Here is a 15,036-nt window from a genome sequence, read left to right on the forward strand (position 1 = left end):
TGAGCAGATCGCCTCCAGCCTGCTCGACACCCCGCCGATCATCACCGCACCGCGAACCGCACCGTCGACGTCGTAGATCGGCACGGCGAGATGGGCGTGCGCCACCACGAGTTCACCGTCGTCGACCGCGATGTCGGTGCGTCGTATCTCGACGATCTGCTCTTCGAGTCGGGCAGGATCGATGATCGTTGCGGGCGTGACAGGGACGAGGGGCAGCTCCAGCACGTCACGCCACTGCGACAGCGACGCCAGCAGGAGCTTGCCGGCGGCCGACGCGTGGAGATAGCGCATGAGCTCGCCGACGCCGTCGAGTGGATGGTCGGGATCGGCGTCGAGGACACGCACCGAGGCGGGCCGGAAGTAGAGCAGATGGACGGCGAACCGTACCGAGCCCCGGAAGTCGTCCAGGCGCTCGGCCGCGCGAGCCGAAACCGGCGGCGTGGCGACACCGTCGATGAAGGAGGCGAGACGGGTACCGATCGCGAACCCGCGCAAATCAGCTGTCCGCACGAGGAACTCGTCGGCGACAAGGCTGTTGAGCAGACGGTAGGTGCTCGCGGACGGGAGTTCGAGGCGCTCGGCGATGTCGCGGGCCGTCGTACCGATGCCGAGGTCTGCGACGGTCTCGATGATCTGCAGCGCGCGCACCACCGAATCCGATTTCGGCGCACGACCTATCGCCATCTCGCCCCCTCACCCCGGTTCGACGACCGACTCCCTCCCCTGCTCACCGCAGCGTCGCCGTGGTGAGGATGTCGGCGCTCGTCGTCGCATCGAAGACACCGACACCGGCGAGCAGTCGAGGACTACGCCGTGCGACGAACAGCACGAGCGCCGTCACCACGATCATCGACGCGACGTAGACGACGCCGAGAACACGACCGTGACCGACGCCGGTGCCGAAGGCGGTCACCAACAACACTCCGAGGATGACCGCCGTGACCACACCGAGCGCCATGATGCGCTTGCTGGGTTCCCCGATTCGGCCGAGCAGCACTGGAGAGGCAAGACACGCGGTGAGGTAACTGCCCATGTAGCCCAGTGCGCTGAGTGTCAGGAAGTCGCGGATGCCGTCCTGCGGGTTGCCGCCGCACCAGAGGAACACGAGCGGTCCGAGCGTCACGATCGCCATCGCCCAGACCGTCGCGACGGCAGGCGTGTGGAAGCGGCGATGAGTGCGTCCGAACGCCTCGGGGACCACGCGTTCACGTCCCAATGTGAACAGCACCCGCACGAGCGCGTTGACCGACGCGAGCGCGCAGGCGAAGAACGACGTCGCGATTCCGATGTCGAGGATCACCGCCGTGACGCGTGTTCCGTCGGATAGGAACAGTGCGGCCAGCGGTGTGGAACTCTCGCGCACGCCCGCCGGGGCGTCGAACATCGCGAGCGACTGGGTCGTCACAGCGAGCAGATAGATGACCCCTGCGGCGATCGGCGTCCACCGCAGCGTCCGCGGGACGCTCCGGAACGGCCGGTGCGCTTCGGCGGAGAGCGTTGTCGCACTCTCGAATCCGACAAACGCACTGACAGCGACCACGATCATCAGACCCATCGAGCCGACGTCGACCTGCGGGGCGAACACCTGCGACCAATCGGCCGAATGATGGGTGATCCCGAGCCACGCCATCAATCCGACCAGGATCACCACCGCGACCACCTCGATGACGAGTGTCGCCGTGGCCGAGACCTTGATCCCGCGCACCATCAGGACTGTCATGAGCGCCGCGGCGACCACCACGATCGCACAGACGGCAGGGAGCCACACCGATGTCGACACCCCGACGCTGACCGCAATGTGGTTGAGGTACAAGCCGACTGCGAGCAGACCCGCCATGCTCACCGAGCCGTATCCGACGACGGCCGACCACGCGGTCGGGAGCGCAACCCGCGACCCGAGCCCCTGCGCCACGTACGAGTAGAGACCACCGACGACCGCAAGGCGTTGTGCCATGGGCCGGATACACGCCGAGATCATCATGACGACGACCATCGCCACCGCGAACGAGATGACACCGCCCGCGCCGCTCATCGCAGCGATCACGAACAGCGGGGTGACCGCCGACGTCCCGGCCGGGGCGATGGCCGCCACCGACTGCGCGAACACGGGTATGAAGGGAAGCTGACGCCGCGTCAACCCACTCACCGGCGACTCGTCGGCGACCAATGGGGACGCTGCGGCGGGCGCCGACGACACGGCAGCTGAGGATGTGGACGGCATAGCGCTCTCTACCGTGACGGAGCGCTCGTTGCGACGCATCGTTTTCGTGTTTCCAGCGTGTTAACGCGCGTGAGAAATCTCGACGCTCGGTTTCCCACACGCTCTTACGTCGACGCCACTGTGAGGTGACACACACTCCGTACCGTCATGCCGGAATCGAGTAATCAGCGAGACCGACGGTGATCTCGCCACCGCACGAAAGGTCCGTTCATGAGCACAATCGACTCCGGGAGCAGCAGCCCGACGACAGCGTCGTCGACCGGCGGCTCCGCCGATTACCTCGACAAACGCCGCCTCAAAACCGGCACGGCCGGATGGGTGCTGCTCGCCGGTCTCGGTGTCAGCTACGTGATCAGCGGCGACTACTCGGGGTGGAACTTCGGCCTCGAGCAGGGCGGCTTCGGCGGTCTCGCCATCGCCGCGGTCATCATCGCCGCGATGTACTTCGCCATGGTGCTCGGCATGGCCGAGATGAGTTCGGCGCTACCCGCCGCCGGTGGCGGCTACACCTTCGCCCGTCGCGCGCTGGGTACGTGGGGCGGCATGGCCACGGGCACCGCGGTCCTGATCGAATACGCGATCGCACCCGCGGCCATCGCCACCTTCATCGGCGCCTACGTCGAGTCACTGCACCTGTTCGGCATCACCGACGGCTGGTGGGTGTACCTCGTGGTCTACGCCATCTTCATCGGCGTACACCTCGCAGGTGTCGGCGAAGCACTGAAGGTGATGTTCGTGATCACCGCGATCGCACTCGCCGGGTTGATCGTGTTCGCGATCGCGGCGATCGGCGACTTCTCGTGGTCGAACCTCACCGACATCGCGCCCTCCGACGCCGCAGGCGCGAGTTCGTTCCTGCCGCACGGCTACCTGGGCATCTGGGCCGCCATCCCGTTCGCGATCTGGTTCTTCCTCGCCGTCGAGGGTGTGCCGCTGGCCGCCGAGGAAGCCAAGAACCCGGCCCGCAACGTGCCGCGCGGGATCATCGCTGCCATGTGTGCGCTGATCTGCACGTGCGCGCTGGTGCTCTTCCTGGTGCCCGGCGCGGGCGGGGCGTCGGCGATGCAGAGTTCGGGCAACCCGTTGGTCGAAGCACTGGGCAGCGGCACCGCGCACACCGTCGTCAACTACATCGGTCTCGCAGGCCTGGTGGCGAGCTTCTTCTCGATCATCTACGCGTACTCGCGCCAGCTCTTCGCACTGTCGCGCGCGGGCTACCTGCCGAAGTCGTTGTCGGTGACCAACTCCCGCAAGTCCCCGACGCTGGCGCTCATCGTGCCCGGCATCGTCGGCTTCCTCCTGTCGCTGACCGGGCAGGGCGCCATGCTGCTGAACATGGCCGTCTTCGGTGCGGCGCTGAGCTACGTGCTGATGATGATCAGCCACATCGTGCTGCGCATCCGGGAACCCGAACTCGCACGCCCGTACCGGACGCCGGGCGGCATCGTGACGACGGCGTTCGCGCTCGTCATCGCAGTGCTCGCGCTCGTGGCCACCTTCCTCGTCGACATCAAGGCGGCAACCGGCTGTCTCATCGTGTTCGCCCTCTTCATGGCGTATTTTGGCCTCTACAGCCGCAAGCGGCTGGTCTTCGCCAGTGCCGACGAAGAGTTCGAGGCCATTGCCGACGCCGAAGAGGGACTCTCGTGACCTACAGCCATTCACTTCGCGGACACACCTATCAGTTCGCCGATCTCATCGACGTGATGGCCAAAGCCACGCCGGCACGTTCGGGCGACGAATTGGCCGGGTGCGCAGCACAATCCGACGCCGAGCGCGCGGCAGCGGCCTGGGTGCTCGCCGACCTCCCGCTCACCGTGTTCCTCGAGGAGATGCTCGTCCCGTACGAGTCCGACGAGGTGACGCGCCTGATCATCGACACCCACGACCGCGAGGCATTCGCACCCATCTCGCACCTGACGGTCGGCGGCCTGCGTGACTGGCTGCTCGAACAGGTCGTTGCGCCCGGGGGGACGCAGCGGCTGCAGTCGGTGTCGCCCGGGTTGACCCCGGAGATGGTTGCCGCTGTCAGCAAGCTGATGCGCAATCAGGATCTGATCGCGGTCGCGCGGCGAATGGAGGTCACCGCCGGATTCCGCACCACCATCGGGCTGCCGGGACGACTGGCCACCCGACTGCAGCCCAACCACCCGACCGACGATCCGAGGGGTATCGCCGCCGGTCTGCTCGATGGGCTGCTACTCGGATGCGGCGACGCGGTCGTCGGGATCAATCCGGCCACCGACTCGCCGCAGGCGACGTCGACATTGCTGGAACTGCTCGACGATGTGCGCCAGCGTTTCGAGATCCCGATGCAGTCGTGCGTGCTCTCCCACGTGACCACGACCATCGGCCTCGTGGAGGCGGGCGCGCCGGTCGACCTGGTTTTCCAGTCCATCGCGGGTACCGAGGGCGCCAACCGGGGATTCGGCGTCGACCTCGCGGTACTCAACGAGGGCAACGAGGCGGGTCGGTCACTGCACCGCGGGACCGTCGGCGACAACGTGATGTATCTGGAAACCGGTCAGGGGTCGGCGCTGTCGGCCGGTGCTCATCTGGGAACCGGCGGGCGGCCCGTCGACCAGCAGACGCTCGAGGCGCGCGCCTACGCGGTGGCACGGTCGTTGGAACCGCTCCTGGTCAACACCGTCGTCGGATTCATCGGCCCCGAGTACCTGTTCGACGGCAAGCAGATCATCCGGGCAGGTCTCGAGGACCACTTCTGCGGCAAGCTGCTCGGTCTGCCGATGGGCGTCGACGTTTGCTACACCAACCACGCCGAAGCCGATCAGAACGACATGGACACCCTGCTGAGCCTGCTCGGCATGGCAGGCGTCGGATTCGTCATCACCGTGCCGGGTGCCGACGACATCATGCTCGGCTACCAGAGCCTGTCGTTCCACGACGTGCTCTACCTACGCGACGTCCTCGGACTGCGCGCAGCCCCCGAGTTCGAGGCCTGGATGCAGACGATCGGTATGGCCGACGCCGGCGGCCATGTGGTGCCACTCGACCCGGGTACCTCACCCCTGCGCGGATTGGCGGCGTCGTGAGCACCCACAGCATCCGGCCGGGGTCGTCTGCAGCGACTCCCGCCGACGATCCGTGGACCGCCATGCGCGGTCTGACCCAGGCCCGAATCGGATTGCAGCGCAGCGGAAATGCTCTGTCGAGTGCCGACGTCCTGCAGTTCCAGGCCGACCACGCCGCCGCTCGCGACGCCGTGCACACCCCGATGGATGCCGATGGCGTCGTCGAGGGTCTCCGGGCTCTGGGGTTAGGCGACCCGGTGGTCGTCACCAGCCAGGCGTCGTCGCGGGCTGAGTACCTGCGTCGCCCCGACCTCGGACGGGTACCGGAGGATCTGGGAGCCATCGACCATTCGGGCGCCGACATCGGGTTCGTGATCGCCGACGGATTGTCGGCGACGGCTGTCGACACACATGCCGTCGCGCTCGTCGAGACGATCGCCGCGGAACTGTCGCCGCGGTTCTCGATCGCACCGCCGGTCGTCGCCACGCAGGCGCGCGTCGCACTCGGCGATCACATCGGTGAGGCGCTCGGGGTGGAGATCCTGCTCGTCATCATCGGCGAGCGCCCCGGACTGTCGGTGGCCGACAGCCTCGGCATCTATCTGACGTATCGACCCGAACGCGGTCGTCGCGACTCCGAACGCAATTGCATCTCCAACATCCACCCACCCGACGGACTCGGCTACCGCGACGCGGCGCGAATCGTCGGGGCGCTCGTGGTGGGCGCGCGGGCACTCGGCGCCTCGGGCGTCGCGCTCAAGGACACGTCGTCGGCCGATCCGGCGGTCGCAGAGGCGGCGGCGCAGGGCGAGCTCGGCTGAGGTGTTACTCGGCAGCGGGCCCTACTCGGTTGCAGCCTTACTCGACGGCTCCGCCACGGCTGAGACCACACGCTCCCGGCGCGGCGGCAACGCACGCACCGCGGAGGGAACGACCACGCCGATCAGTCCCCGCACGGTGGCCTTGGTGCAGTCGAGGAAGTCGAAGTAGTCGCGCCACACCACGATCGCGCCGTCGACCACCTCGAACCGCCCGCACACCCAGAAGCGGATACGTACGCGTCCAAGCCGGATCTCGTCGATACGTTCGGTCAGTACGACCGTGTCGTCGGTGGCGATGCTGATCATCCGGTAGTCGAAGCCGGCGTACGACGCTTTGTCCATCGCACCGAAGATCTTGGCGACACCGCGCTTGCCGCGGATCGTCGGCAATCCGACATTGCTGTAGACGATGTTCTCGGCGACGTCGGCCATCGCTGCGGCGCTGTCGCCACGGGCGAGGGCGTCGAGGAAATCGATGACGATGCGTTCAGGTGTGCGAGAGGTCATGGTGTTCCAGTATGCCGACGGCAGTGGGGCCGCCGAGGTCGGATCGCGCGATCAACGACCGCGCGATCCCACCCGGGCAGGGCCAGACCTCATGGCATGTCGAGGACTCAGGGCATGACGAGGGTGAACGGGGCCGGCGGGAACTGCAGGGGACGATCGGCCGTGAGAGTGAACCGCACCGGACCCGACCCGACGAACACGTCTGCCGAGGCGACCCCCTGCTGCGACATCGATCGGTAGGTCAGCGGTCCGCCCACGAATCCACTGCGGTGTGTGTTGAGGTTGTACCAGCGAACCGTCGCTCGCTCGGTGCACGGACTGAACGGGGTCTGACCGATCCAATACACGTCGATGTTCGCGTGGCCCCTGTTCGGCTGAACCAACACATTGCCGGTTGCCCGACCCACGCACGAGCTACCGAGCGCAAGCTCCTGACCGATGGTGAAACTCTGGAACGGCTTCGCGGGGGCAGCGTTCGCGGTACCCGCCCCGAGACCGACTGCTGCTGTCATTGCGAGGCCGAGGCCGACGAGAGTGGACGACACACGGGAAAGCTTCATGGCATGGTCCTTTGGTTGATGGTGACCGTGTAGTTGATGTGACCGTGTAGCTGGTGTAACCGTGAAGAACGTTCCCCCTGTCATGTTCAGCGTTTCGGCGGCCCGAAGTGTTACGCCTGTCAAATCAACGAACGACCCCAGCGCGTCGATCCGTCCGCGACCCGACGGTGCCTGCGGCTCCTCGCGATGTGACTTCACCGCAGGTCGTCGGCTATTCTTGACGGGTTGTCTCGGCGAGGGTGACTTGTCACCGTGATCGGCGCGACCATCGCACATCTCCTGGTGGGACCTCGTTTCCGCAGGTGGTCGTGGATTGTCGGCCCGCGAAATCAGCGCCACACCGAGCACCGACCACCCGGCCACCCCGTGGCCGAACCACGAAGGAGATTCACATGGCAACCCAGGCGAACGCACTGGCCGTCACCACCCGCACCGAGAAGGGCAAGGGCGCCGCTCGTCGCGCCCGCCGCGAGGGCAACGTGCCCGCCGTGCTCTATGGCCACGGCACCGACCCGCAGCACCTCAACCTCCCGGCACGCGACTTCGCCGCGATCCTGCGTAACAACGGCACCAACGCCGTCATCGACCTCGACATCGAGGGCACCAAGCAGCTCGCGCTGACCAAGCAGGTCGACGTCCACCCGATCCGCAACTACATCGAGCACGTCGACCTCCTCGTCATCAAGCGCGGCGAGAAGGTCACCGTCGAGGTCACCATCGTCGTCGAGGGCGACGCAGCGCCGGGCACCCTGGTCACCCAGGACGCCAACACCGTCGAGATCGAGGCCGACGCCCTGTCGATCCCCGAGCAGATCGTCGTCGACGTCGAGGGCAAGGAAGTGGGCACTTCGATCTACGCATCGGATCTCGCGCTGCCCGAGGGTGTCGACCTGATCACCGACCCGGAGACGCTGATCGTGGCCGTCAACGAGGCGACCACCGCCGCCGAGCTCGAGGAAGAGACCGACGAGGAGCAGGCAGAAGCCGACGCCGCCGCTGCGGAGGCCGAGGCCGAGTAATCCGGCTTCTCCGACGCCCCGCTCCCCACCAACCAACAGGACCCATGAAACTCGTTGTCGGATTAGGCAATCCGGGCCCCAAGTACGAGCGGACGCGTCACAACATCGGCGCGATGGTCGCGGACCATCTCGTCACGACGGCCGGCGAACGGTGGAAGGTGCACAAGCGCTCAGGCGCGATGGTCGCACCGATCACCCTCGCCGGCCAGTCGGTGTTGGTGGCACGTGCACGCACGTACATGAACACCACGGGCCGCGAGATCGGCCCACTTGCGAAGTTCTATTCGATCGGGCCGTCGGACCTCATCGTGCTGCACGACGAACTCGACATCGACTTCGGCGCCGTCCGGCTCAAGCTCGGCGGCGGCGAAGGCGGGCACAACGGGCTCCGCTCGATCAGCCAGGCGGTCGGATCGCGTGACTACTACCGCGTCCGATTGGGCATCGGCCGACCACCCGGCCGTCAGGATCCCGCCGACTACGTCCTCAAACCCTTCCCGTCGGCTGCACGAGCCGACGTCGAATTACTGATCCAGCACGGCGCCGACGCCACGGAGTCCCTGATTTCCTCCGGTCTCGAAGCCGCGCAGAACGTCGTCCATACCTGGTGACACGGGTCGTCGACGGCGTCGGGTCCCCAGCCTGAGCGTCCCGTCACAGATCTGACGCATACCGCCCGCGTTCTCGACCCGCAGCGCGCGAGCCGCCGCGGTGCGACGATGGGCAGATGTCGGACGCCACGCTGAGCCTGATCGTGCTCGGTGTCACGGTTGTGTTGTTCATCGTCAACAAGCTGCCGGTCGGACTCGTCGCGATCGGCTCCGCGCTCGCGCTCTACTTTCTCGGACTCGTCGACTTCGAGGGTCTCACCGCGGGACTCGGTCAAAGCGTCATCGCGTTCATCGCCGCGCTGTTCGTGATCAGCGAGGGGCTTGATGCGTCTGGCATCACCGCATGGCTGGGCAGCGTGTTGGCGCGAGTCGCGGGCCGCACCCGCACACGGGTCGTGTTGGCCATCATGGTCCTGGCCGCAGTGCTCAGTCCGCTGATCACCATCAACGGGGCGGCCGCTGCGTTGGTTCCGGTCAGTGTCGCGGTTGCCCGACGGGCGTCTCTGTCGCCTTCCCGGGTCCTGCTGCCTCTCGCATTCGCTGCCAGCGCTGGTTCGCTGCTCACCCTCAGCGGAAGTCCGGTGAACGTCATCATCGACGAGGTCGCGACTGAGCAAACAGGCTCCCCCATCGGCTATTTCGGCTTCTCGCTCATCGGTGTCCCGCTGGTGGTGGTGACGCTGGTCGTCATCGCGCTCGTGGGCGACCGGCTGATTCCGCGACGAGAATCGCAGTCACTACCCGAGGATTTCAGCCGATATCAACGCGACGTCGTCGACCACTACGAACTGTCCGGGCTCGCGACGACCGGCGTACGGACGTTTCGCCTCCACGTCGGAGCCGCGTCGACGCTCGTAGGAAAGACAGTCCGCGCTGCGATCACCGACGACGCGATCGATACCGTCGCCGGCCAGTCCGAACGCGGTCGGGTACTGAGTTCGACGCACCGCCTCGAACCGTCGGACGTCCTCGTCGTCTCGGGTGTGGGGACCGCGGTTCAGACGCTCGCACGCGAGGCCGACCTCACCGTCGAGGACACGATCGGCAGACGCACGGGTCTCATCAACCGCGACAACGGGATCTGCGAGTTGGTGATCCCGCCGCGCTCATCGTGGATAGGACGGCCCGCGTTCGGCGGAATGGTGCGCGCGGAGGACGGACTGCTCGTGTTGTCGGTGCGCAGGCGCAACGACGACGTCACCTCGCGGGAGAACACGCTGCACGAGGGCGACGCCCTGCTGGTGTACGGCCCGTGGGGTGCTCTCGACGCCCTGGCCGACGACCGGGACGTCCTGGTGGTGGCGTCGTCGGAAACCGTTCGCCGCCAGACCGTTCCGCTCGGGCGAAGTGCTCCTCGCGCAGCCGTCATCCTGGTGGCGACCATCGCGCTGCTCGCCAGTGGAGTCGTGCCCCCGGTCGTCGCGGGGTTGCTCGGTGCTGGCGCGATGGTGCTGTTCCGCGTGCTCTCGAGCGAGCAGGCTTATCGCGCCGTCCCGTGGTCGACGCTCGTGCTGATCGCCGCTCTGATCCCGATGTCGTCGGCGATCACGAGCAGCGGGGGCGCCGAATTGATCGCCGGCCCGATCGTCGACCTCGTCTCCGGACGCAGCCCGTATCTGCTGCTCGCGATGCTGTTCGTGCTGACGGCACTACTCGGACAGTTCATCTCCAACGTCGCCACGGCGCTGATCGTCATACCCATCGCGCTCGTGGCGGGAGCCGACGTCGGAGTCGACGCCCACACAGTGCTCATGGTGGTCTGTGTCGCCGCTGCGGCGTCGCTGCTCACCCCGATCGCCACCCCAGCGAACATGATCGTGATGAATCCCGGCGGATACCGCTTCGGCGACTACTGGCGGCTCGGGATCGTGCTGATGGTCTGCTGGTTGATCGTCGCGGTGACTTTTGTCCCGGTGTTCTGGCCGATCGACGGTTGACCTTCACGACGACGATTACGGGTGTCCTCATGGGCGTGTTGCCGCCGCGCCTACACTTTCTGCCCAGGGTCAGCTTCTAGGCTGAGACCACGCACTTGTGTAGAGGGAGTTTTTCGTGAGCGTCATCGCCGCCAACACCGGCCATCAGAACGTCGCAATGTTGGGCATCGGCGCGTACCGACCGAAACGGCTGGTCAGCAACGACGAAGTGTGCGAAGTCCTCGACAGCTCCGATGAGTGGATCTTCGAACGCAGCGGTGTCCGCAACCGCCGGTGGATCAGCGGCGACGAGTCCGCGCGGACGATGGCCGCAGCCGCCGCCGAGCGCGCGATCGAGAACTCCGGCATCGACAAGGACAAGATCGGCGCACTGATCCTGGCCACCAACAGCTGGAAGACCAAGATCCCCCACGGTGGCCCGATCGTCGCCTACGACATCGGCCTCAACGGCATCCCGGCATACGACATCGCCGCGGGGTGCGGTGGCTTCGGGTACGCCCTCGGCGTTGCCGCCGACACCGTGCGCGCGGGCTCGGCCGAGTACGTGCTGGTCGTCGGGGTCGAGACGATGTCGGTCGTCATGGAACCGACCGACCGCAACACCGCCTTCATCTTCGGCGACGGAGCAGGCGCGGTCGTGGTTGGTCCGAGCGACGAGAACGGGATCTCCCCGACGGTCTGGGGTTCCGACGGCGAGAACGCCGAGGCCATCGGCCAGAACTACGACATTCCCGAGTACATGGACCGCGCGCAGGAGTATCAGCACAAGGACCCGGAGAGCGATCCCGTCGGCCGCATGGTGGTCACGATGCAGGGTCCGCGCGTATTCCGTTGGGCCGCCATCACGCTGCCGAAGGCGCTGACGTCGGTGATCGAGCGGTCCGGCATCAGCGCCGACGACATCGAGGTCTTCGTCCCCCACCAGGCCAACGCCCGCATCAACGAGTTGATGAAGAAGAACCTCGGCTTCCCCGACGACATGCCGATGGCCAACGACATCGAGAACACCGGCAACACGTCCGCGGCGTCGATCCCGCTCGCCATGGAGGAGATGCTCGCAACCGGCAAGGCCAAGGGCGGCCAGACCGCGCTGCTGCTCGGGTTCGGTGCGGGTCTCTCCTACGCCGGCGCCGTCGTAAAGCTGCCCCCGGCGCCCAAGGTGAGCAGCTTCGACGACCTCGGGTAACACCGTAAAGCTGCCCCCGGCGCCGAAGGTGAGCAGCTTCGACGACGGTTCGCGCTGACCGCGTCGTTCCGTATGGCGCCAGCGCCGATATTCCGGTGGATCTGTCAGACGCATCGTCGGCGTCGAACCGGCGCGCACCTACTTCCGAGTAGCGCCACGATGTGAGACGGTCTATGTCGGGTCGCATAGCGGAAGGACACCCATGGCAACCATCGCGGACAGGTCGGGCACCAACAACATCGGAATGCTGAGCATCGGGGCATACCGGCCCGAACGCGTCGTCACCAACGACGAGATCTGCGAGTACATCGACTCCTCCGACGAGTGGATCTACACCCGGACCGGCATCAAGTCCCGACGCTTCGCGCGCCGCGACGAGGACGTCGTTGAGATGGGAATCAAGGCTGGACGCACAGCCATCGCCAACGCTCTGCTGTCCGGCTCCGACATCGACGCCGTCATCCTGGCCACCAACACCCACCTGCTGATGACCCCGGCCGGCGCGACCAAGGTGGCGACCGAGCTCGGCGCAAATGGCGTACCGGCGTTCGACGTGACCGTCGGCTGCGCCGGGTTCGGCTACGGCATGGCTCTGGCAGCCGACATGGTGCGCGGCGGTAGCGCCACGCACGTGCTGGTGATCGGTGCCGAGCAACTCTCGGTCACGCTCGACATGACCGACCGCAGCAACTGCTTCATCTTCGGCGACGGCGCGGGCGCCGTGGTCGTCGGCCCCACCGACGACCAACAGCTCGGACCTGTCATCTGGGGCAGCGACGGCACCCAGTACGACGCCATCCGCCAGGACATCGACTGGGTCACCTTCCTCGACAGCGACCGCACCCAACGGCCCTACGTCCGCCTACAGGGCACAGCGGTGTTCCGCTGGGCAGCGTTCGAGATGGGAAAGGTCGCGCAGCGCGCGCTCGAGGCCGCCAAGATCGGTTCCGAGGACCTCGACGTCTTCGTACCGCACCAGGCGAACACCCGAATCAACGACCTCCTCGCCAAGACTCTGCACCTCCCCGAGGGCACCCCGGTGGCCAACGACATCGAACACACCGGCAACACGTCGGCGGCGTCGATCCCGCTCGCCATGGAGGACCTGCTCTCGACCGGCAAGGCCAAGCCCGGCGACACCGCGCTTCTCCTCGGCTACGGGGCAGGCCTCAGCTACGCGGCGCAGGTCGTCAAGATGCCGCCGGTTCCGTTCGAGTAGTGATTGCGCTGAGCACGGTCGACCAGGCCGGCGCGTCGCGGGTGGCATGCGAGCGTTTTGCTCCGACGCTCGCCCGGTGAGTACCCTCGTCTGGTGAGTTCTGACGCGCGTGAGCTGCGGCTCGAGGCCCAGCGTCGACGTACCTTCGCCATCATCTCCCACCCCGACGCGGGTAAGTCGACGATGACCGAGGCCTTGGCACTGCACGCGCACGTGATCAGCGAGGCGGGCGCCATCCACGGCAAGGCCGGACGCAAGTCGACCGTGTCGGACTGGATGGAGATGGAGAAGGCGCGCGGTATCTCCGTGAGTTCGACCGCGCTGCAGTTCAACTACGCCCTCGAGGGCACGGATGGCCCTGGCGCGGTGATCAACCTCGTCGACACCCCGGGCCACGCCGACTTCTCCGAGGACACCTACCGGGTGCTGACCGCGGTCGACGCCGCGGTGATGCTCATCGACGCCGCCAAGGGTCTCGAACCTCAGACGCTCAAGCTCTTCCAGGTGTGTCGCCACCGCGGCATCCCGGTCATCACCGTCATCAACAAGTGGGACCGGCCCGGCCGAACGCCGCTGGAGCTGATCGACGAGATCAGCGAGCGCATCGGCTTGATCCCCACTCCCCTGTTCCTGCCCGTCGGCATCGCAGGCGACTTCCGCGGGCTCCTCGACCGGCGCACCGGCGAGTACATCCACTTCACCCGGACCGCAGGCGGTGCGAAGATCGCACCGGAGGAAGTGCTCGACGCCGACGCCGCGCTCGACCGTGAGGGCGACGCGTGGATCGCGGCGGTCGAAGAGAGCGAACTGCTCTCGGAGATGGGTCAGGATCACGACGAGGAGCTGTTCCTCGCCGGCCAGACGTCGCCGATGATCTTCGCCTCGGCCATGCTTAATTTCGGTGTGCGCCAACTGCTCGACGCTCTCGTCGCACTCGCGCCCGCGCCGTCGGGCCGTGAAGCCGTCGACGGCACCGTGCGTGAGGTCACCGATCCGTTCAGCGCGGTTGTGTTCAAGGTCCAGGCCGGCATGGACTCCAGTCATCGCGACCGGTTGGCCTTCATGCGCATCGTGAGCGGCGAGTTCGAGCGCGGCATGGTCGTCACCCACGCGCAGACCGGAAAACCGTTCGCCACCAAGTACGCTCACACCGTCGTCGGCCGCGATCGGTCGACGGTCGACACCGCCTATCCCGGCGACGTCGTCGGCCTGGTCAACGCGACGGCACTCGCCCCAGGGGACACCCTCTACGACGGCCCGCGAGTGCAGTACCCACCGATCCCGTCCTTTGCGCCAGAACATTTTTCGACGCTGCGCGTCACCACGGCCGACAAGTACAAACAGTTCCGCAAGGCGATGGATCAGCTCGACAGCGAAGGTGTCGTGCAGGTGTTGCGCAACGACACCCGCGGCGACGCGTCGCCGGTGCTCGCCGCTGTCGGACCGATGCAGTTCGAGGTGGTCACCGCGCGGATGAAGACCGAGTTCAACGTCGACACCGTGATCGAGCCGCTGGGATACAGCCTTGCGCGACGCACCGACGCGGACAGCGCAGCAGAACTCAATCGTCAGCGCGGCGTCGAGGTGTTCACGCGCACCGACGGCGCGGTGCTCGCCCTCTTCAGCGACAAGTGGCGGCTGCAGTACATCGAGAAGGAACACGCCGACCTGACACTCGAACCGCTTGTCGCGACCGCTGATTGACCGGTGCGGACAGTCGATACGGTGACTCGCACATCGAGCCGACGGGGTCGTCTCCCCGTGGTGCCCAGCGTACGCAGCGTGCGGGCCGGCGTCGTCGCCATCGCGGCGGCTGCGCTCGCGTCGACCATCGCGGCATGTGCCGATTCGACATCGGCGACCCGCGCGGCACAGTCGTCGTCGGCCGTAGCCGTGGCGTCCGTGCCGCAGGACCCCGCTCGG

13 protein-coding genes and 1 pseudogene are annotated in these 15,036 nt (G+C 66.7%); 10 read left to right on the forward strand and 4 right to left on the reverse strand.

Going from position 1 to position 15,036, the window contains the following annotated elements:
• On the reverse strand, positions 1-684 hold a 684-nt coding region (locus GOOTI_RS17270), incomplete at its 3' end, for an IclR family transcriptional regulator (protein ID WP_007239905.1).
• 43 nt (positions 685-727) lie between these two features.
• On the reverse strand, positions 728-2,221 hold the full coding sequence (locus tag GOOTI_RS17275) for an APC family permease (RefSeq protein WP_007239906.1): 1,494 nt from the start codon (positions 2,219-2,221) through the stop codon (positions 728-730).
• A gap of 210 nt (positions 2,222-2,431) precedes the next feature.
• On the opposite strand from GOOTI_RS17275, the gene eat reads away from it, so the two are divergent.
• The 3 genes from eat to eutC are packed head-to-tail and all read left to right on the forward strand — an operon-like array spanning position 2,432 to position 6,074.
• The gene (eat, locus tag GOOTI_RS17280; protein WP_007239907.1) at positions 2,432-3,871 is read left to right on the forward strand and encodes an ethanolamine permease; all 1,440 of its coding nucleotides are present in this window, start codon (positions 2,432-2,434) and stop codon (positions 3,869-3,871) included.
• Entirely contained in the window at positions 3,868-5,274 is a 1,407-nt protein-coding gene (locus GOOTI_RS17285) for an ethanolamine ammonia-lyase subunit EutB (protein WP_007239908.1), read from the forward strand. Before eat ends, GOOTI_RS17285 begins: the two co-directional genes overlap by 4 nt.
• On the forward strand, positions 5,271-6,074 hold the full coding sequence (eutC, locus tag GOOTI_RS17290; protein ID WP_007239909.1) for an ethanolamine ammonia-lyase subunit EutC: 804 nt from the start codon (positions 5,271-5,273) through the stop codon (positions 6,072-6,074). The genes GOOTI_RS17285 and eutC overlap by 4 nt, the downstream gene beginning before the upstream one ends.
• Positions 6,075-6,095: 21 nt before the next feature.
• Here the strand turns inward: eutC and GOOTI_RS17295 are convergent, their stop codons facing one another.
• Positions 6,096-6,581: a limonene-1,2-epoxide hydrolase family protein gene (locus tag GOOTI_RS17295; protein ID WP_007239910.1), complete on the reverse strand. Its 486-nt coding sequence runs from the start codon at positions 6,579-6,581 to the stop codon at positions 6,096-6,098.
• A gap of 107 nt (positions 6,582-6,688) precedes the next feature.
• Positions 6,689-7,141, reverse strand: a complete 453-nt coding sequence (locus GOOTI_RS17300; RefSeq protein WP_007239911.1) for a hypothetical protein — start codon at positions 7,139-7,141, stop codon at positions 6,689-6,691.
• Between the two features lie 392 nt (positions 7,142-7,533).
• Between GOOTI_RS17300 and GOOTI_RS17305 the strand changes: the two genes are divergently transcribed.
• The 7 genes and pseudogenes from GOOTI_RS17305 to GOOTI_RS25785 form a co-directional block, all read left to right on the forward strand.
• Positions 7,534-8,160 (forward strand): 50S ribosomal protein L25/general stress protein Ctc, encoded by a 627-nt coding sequence (locus tag GOOTI_RS17305; RefSeq protein WP_007239912.1) that lies wholly within the window; start codon positions 7,534-7,536, stop codon positions 8,158-8,160.
• A 44-nt stretch (positions 8,161-8,204) separates the two neighbouring features.
• The gene (gene pth, locus GOOTI_RS17310) at positions 8,205-8,771 is read left to right on the forward strand and encodes an aminoacyl-tRNA hydrolase (RefSeq protein WP_007239913.1); all 567 of its coding nucleotides are present in this window, start codon (positions 8,205-8,207) and stop codon (positions 8,769-8,771) included.
• 116 nt (positions 8,772-8,887) lie between these two features.
• Positions 8,888-10,708, forward strand: a complete 1,821-nt coding sequence (locus GOOTI_RS17315) for an SLC13 family permease (RefSeq protein WP_007239914.1) — start codon at positions 8,888-8,890, stop codon at positions 10,706-10,708.
• Positions 10,709-10,823: 115 nt separating this feature from the next.
• Positions 10,824-11,894, forward strand: coding sequence for a beta-ketoacyl-ACP synthase 3 (locus tag GOOTI_RS17320; RefSeq protein ID WP_007239915.1), 1,071 nt, complete (start codon positions 10,824-10,826; stop codon positions 11,892-11,894).
• A 202-nt stretch (positions 11,895-12,096) separates the two neighbouring features.
• The gene (locus GOOTI_RS17325) at positions 12,097-13,113 is read left to right on the forward strand and encodes a beta-ketoacyl-ACP synthase III (RefSeq protein WP_007239916.1); all 1,017 of its coding nucleotides are present in this window, start codon (positions 12,097-12,099) and stop codon (positions 13,111-13,113) included.
• A 93-nt stretch (positions 13,114-13,206) separates the two neighbouring features.
• Positions 13,207-14,817 (forward strand): peptide chain release factor 3, encoded by a 1,611-nt coding sequence (locus GOOTI_RS17330; RefSeq protein ID WP_007239917.1) that lies wholly within the window; start codon positions 13,207-13,209, stop codon positions 14,815-14,817.
• Positions 14,818-14,838: 21 nt separating this feature from the next.
• Positions 14,839-15,036 (forward strand): annotated as a pseudogene (locus tag GOOTI_RS25785) (hypothetical protein); the annotation flags it as partial.

The sequence above is a fragment of the Gordonia otitidis NBRC 100426 genome (assembly GCF_000248075.1).
Lineage (GTDB): Bacteria > Actinomycetota > Actinomycetes > Mycobacteriales > Mycobacteriaceae > Gordonia > Gordonia otitidis.

Excerpts from the sequence above, each read along its gene's own strand:
- GOOTI_RS17275 (WP_007239906.1), bottom strand. The coding sequence starts at position 2,221 with ATGCCGTCCACATCCTCAGCTGCCGTGTCGTCGGCGCCCGCCGCAGCG.
- eat (WP_007239907.1), top strand. The coding sequence starts at position 2,432 with ATGAGCACAATCGACTCCGGGAGCAGCAGCCCGACGACAGCGTCGTCG.
- GOOTI_RS17295 (WP_007239910.1), bottom strand. The coding sequence starts at position 6,581 with ATGACCTCTCGCACACCTGAACGCATCGTCATCGATTTCCTCGACGCC.
- GOOTI_RS17300 (WP_007239911.1), bottom strand. The coding sequence starts at position 7,141 with ATGAAGCTTTCCCGTGTGTCGTCCACTCTCGTCGGCCTCGGCCTCGCA.
- GOOTI_RS17305 (WP_007239912.1), top strand. The coding sequence starts at position 7,534 with ATGGCAACCCAGGCGAACGCACTGGCCGTCACCACCCGCACCGAGAAG.
- pth (WP_007239913.1), top strand. The coding sequence starts at position 8,205 with ATGAAACTCGTTGTCGGATTAGGCAATCCGGGCCCCAAGTACGAGCGG.
- GOOTI_RS17315 (WP_007239914.1), top strand. The coding sequence starts at position 8,888 with ATGTCGGACGCCACGCTGAGCCTGATCGTGCTCGGTGTCACGGTTGTG.
- GOOTI_RS17325 (WP_007239916.1), top strand. The coding sequence starts at position 12,097 with ATGGCAACCATCGCGGACAGGTCGGGCACCAACAACATCGGAATGCTG.